The organism is Pseudomonas antarctica, assembly GCF_900624995.1.
Taxonomy (GTDB): Bacteria; Pseudomonadota; Gammaproteobacteria; order Pseudomonadales; family Pseudomonadaceae; genus Aquipseudomonas; species Aquipseudomonas antarctica.
The window spans coordinates 1-3,550 of record NZ_UYXQ01000216.1; the positions used below are offsets into that span (position 1 = coordinate 1).

Below are 3,550 nucleotides of genomic sequence, written 5' to 3' on the forward strand. Positions count from 1 at the left end.
GCGGCACAGCGGTAACGAGCAGTGGCAGCGCGTCGCCAATGCGGAAGGACAGGAGCGGATCATCAGCCAGCCCCAGATACTCAATGGCCAGGCGCGGTACATCCGGACGCAGCTCAATGGCTTCGACAGCTTCCAGCGGCAGGAACTTGAGGCACGCCTGGGTCAGCGTACCGGCGCCCAGCCCAAGAAACAGCGCGCTCTCCGGTTGCTGATGGCACAACGCACCAATCAACATGGCGCGGGTGTAGTCGTACTCCAGCCAGCTCGAGTCGGCGGTAAATACGCAACTTTGCTCGATGGCGTCGCCGAACTCGAGAAAGCGGTAATCGGCCACTTCGAGCACACGGATCATGCCGAAATCGTCATGGACTTCGGCCAACAGGCGCTCGACACGCTCCTCGCTCATCACTACTCCTAAAGGGTTTACCGCACGGCAAAGGCGCGATTGTCGGCCAACCGGCGGCAACAGGTCACGCACTAATTGCTGATAACATTGGCGCCCGACCGTCAATCAACCAATCGAGTTCATGATGAGCCAACCCTGGAGCCCCGACAGCTGGCGCGCCCTGCCGATCCAGCAACAACCCCAGTACCCGGACGCTGCACACTTGCTGCAAGTGGAGCAGAACCTGGCCAGCTACCCGCCGCTGGTGTTTGCCGGGGAAGCCCGCGAGTTGCGCCGCCAGTTTGCCGAAGTGACCCAAGGCCGCGCGTTCCTGTTGCAGGGCGGCGATTGTGCCGAGAGCTTTGCCGAGTTCTCTGCGGCAAAAATCCGCGACACCTTCAAGGTGCTGCTGCAGATGGCGATCGTCATGACCTTCGCCGCCGGCTGCCCCGTGGTAAAGGTCGGGCGCATGGCTGGCCAATTCGCCAAGCCGCGCTCGGCTAACGATGAAACCATCGACGGCGTCACCCTGCCCGCCTACCGTGGCGACATCGTCAACGGCATCGGCTTCGATACGAAAAGCCGCGTACCGGACCCGGATCGTCTGCTGCAGTCGTATCACCAGTCCACCGCCACGCTCAACTTGCTGCGCGCGTTTGCCCAAGGCGGTTTCGCCGACCTGCACCAAGTGCACAAGTGGAACCTGGACTTTATCGCCAACTCCGCGCTGGCCGAGAAATACAGCCAACTGGCCGATCGCATTGATGAAACCCTGGCGTTCATGCGCGCCTGCGGCATGGACAGCTCGCCGCAACTGCGCGAAACCAGCTTCTTCACCGCCCACGAAGCGCTGCTGCTCAACTACGAGCAAGCCTTCGTGCGCCGCGACAGCCTGACCAACGATTATTACGACTGCTCGGCCCATATGCTCTGGATCGGCGACCGTACCCGTCAGCTGGACGGCGCCCACGTCGAATTCCTGCGCGGGGTGAACAACCCTATTGGGGTGAAAGTCGGCCCGAGCATGAACCCCGACGACCTGATCCGTCTCATCGACATCCTCAACCCGGACAACGACCCCGGCCGCCTCAACCTGATCGCGCGCATGGGCGCCGGCAAGGTCGGCGACCACCTGCCCAACCTGATCCGCGCCGTGCAGCGCGAGGGCAAGCAGGTGCTGTGGAGCAGCGACCCGATGCATGGCAACACCATCAAGGCCAGTAGCGGCTACAAGACCCGCGACTTTGCGCAGATCCTTGGCGAGGTGAAGGAGTTCTTCCAGGTACACCAGGCCGAGGGTTCGTATGCCGGCGGGATTCACATCGAGATGACCGGGCAGAACGTCACCGAGTGCATCGGCGGCGCGCGGCCAATCACCGAAGACGGCTTGTCAGACCGCTACCACACCCACTGCGACCCACGGATGAATGCCGATCAGTCGTTGGAACTGGCGTTTCTGATTGCCGAGACCTTGAAACAGGTTAAACGCTGAGACGTTAGTTGCCAGGGCTGACGCCATCGGGAGCACGCCCCCTCCCACCTTTGGAACGCATCCCCTGTGGGAGGGGCTGACCCCGATGGCGTCTTAGAGGCCAACATCCAAGTTGAGCGTTGCCACTCTTAACCGGGCCGCACTCTGCCGCTGGCAATTGAGCTGCACCTGTTCCAGCCCCAGCCAATCAGCCATCTGCCGCAGGTTCAGTGCCAACGCCTGCATCCCGGCCTCATCTAGCCCCGATTCTTCTTCGTGCACCGCATGCACCGCCAGGCGCCCATTGGCGCGTTCGGCGCGTAGATCAACGCGCGCGGCGATCCGCTCATTGTGCAAAAACGGCAGCACGTAATAGCCGTACACCCGCTTGTCTTGTGGGGTGTAGATCTCCAACCGGTAACGAAAATCGAACAGCCGCTCGGTGCGGCTGCGCTCCCAGATCAGTGAATCGAACGGCGACAGCAACGCACTGGCCAGTACTTTGCGCGGTACTTTCGGCTCGGGCAGGCAGTACGCCGGTTGTTTCCAGCCCTGCACCTGGCACGCAAGCAATTGCCCATCTTCAACCAACTCGGCCAAGCGGCTACGGCTGTCGGCGGGGCCCAGGCGAAAATAATCACGCAGGTCCTTTTCAGTGCCGACGCCTAAAGCGCTTGCGCTGTGCAATAACAAGCCGCGCTGGGCCTCGGCTTCACTCAAGGCGGTTTGCTGAAGAATGTCGCCGGGAATTACCCGCTCGGGCAAGTCATACAGCCGCTCAAACCCGCGCCGCCCCGCGACCGTGACCAGTCCCGCAGCGAACAGCCATTCCAGCGCGTGCTTTTCATCACTCCAATCCCACCACGGGCCGGCGCGCTCCTCACGGGTCGACAAGCTACCGGCGCCCAATGCGCCCTGTTGCTCGACGGTGCGCAGTACGCGCTGAATGGTGGCCTGCTGCTCACGTCCGAAACGCGCCATCTGCGAATACATTCCCTGCCCCAGCTTGGCCCGCTCCATACGCCAGCGCATCAACGGGTACAGCGCCATGGGCAGCAACGAGGCCTCATGGCCCCAGTATTCAAATAACGAGCGCTGTCGCCCCTGGCTCCAAGCGGCTTGCTCAAGAATCAACGGAGAATAATTGCCCAGGCGGGAAAACAGTGGCAGGTAATGCGAGCGCACCACCGCGTTGACGGAATCGATCTGCAGCACGCCCAAGCGCTCAATCAAGCGATTGAGGTGCGCGGCCTTGATAAGTGCTGGCGCCTGGCGCCCGGAAAACCCCTGGGCCGCCAGCGCCATGCGTCGTGCTTGCTTGAGGGAAAACGACAGGTCGGCGGGCATGGGTCTCTCCGTGTGAGCTCGTCGTCCACCCTACTGCATCTCGGGTCATTTACGCAGCGGGTCTTGCCAAAAATGCAGGTGGCGATCCTGCTCCACGTCGCCGCGATTAAGCCCGATGTCCTTGAGTGCGTCGTCGCTCAAACTCGCCAATACCTGGCGCTCATGATGCAGCGCCTGCCAACGGGCAGCCACCTGAAACAGCCCGGAAAACGGACGTTTCGCCATCAACACAAAACCTTTCTGACCTTTCATCTTCTCGCCCTCCAGTGGGGATGACGAGAGTGTGTGCCTGGCCTTATGATCAATCCAACGAATGTTTCTTATGCAATACATCTCAGAGATTGATC

General features: G+C 61.4%; 4 protein-coding genes. 1 reads left to right on the plus strand and 3 read right to left on the minus strand.

Going from position 1 to position 3,550, the window contains the following annotated elements:
* Window positions 1-406: spermidine synthase (locus E0F99_RS29290; RefSeq protein ID WP_423213187.1), on the minus strand; the 406-nt coding region annotated here is incomplete at its 3' end.
* Window positions 407-530: 124 nt separating this feature from the next.
* On the opposite strand from E0F99_RS29290, the gene E0F99_RS29295 reads away from it, so the two are divergent.
* Entirely contained in the window at window positions 531-1,877 is a 1,347-nt protein-coding gene (locus tag E0F99_RS29295) for a class II 3-deoxy-7-phosphoheptulonate synthase (RefSeq protein WP_083359436.1), read from the plus strand.
* A 93-nt stretch (window positions 1,878-1,970) separates the two neighbouring features.
* Here E0F99_RS29295 and E0F99_RS29300 read toward each other — a convergent pair whose 3' ends face one another.
* Entirely contained in the window at window positions 1,971-3,203 is a 1,233-nt protein-coding gene (locus E0F99_RS29300; RefSeq protein WP_083359437.1) for a winged helix-turn-helix domain-containing protein, read from the minus strand.
* Window positions 3,204-3,248: 45 nt separating this feature from the next.
* Window positions 3,249-3,455, minus strand: coding sequence for a DUF1127 domain-containing protein (locus E0F99_RS29305; RefSeq protein ID WP_232000106.1), 207 nt, complete (start codon window positions 3,453-3,455; stop codon window positions 3,249-3,251).
* Between the last annotated feature and the right edge of the window lie 95 nt (window positions 3,456-3,550).

Bases quoted from the DNA above. Each gene is read 5' to 3' on its own strand.
- E0F99_RS29305 (WP_232000106.1), bottom strand. From the start codon at position 3,455: ATGAAAGGTCAGAAAGGTTTTGTGTTGATGGCGAAACGTCCGTTTTCC.
- E0F99_RS29295 (WP_083359436.1), top strand. From the start codon at position 531: ATGAGCCAACCCTGGAGCCCCGACAGCTGGCGCGCCCTGCCGATCCAG.
- E0F99_RS29300 (WP_083359437.1), bottom strand. From the start codon at position 3,203: ATGCCCGCCGACCTGTCGTTTTCCCTCAAGCAAGCACGACGCATGGCG.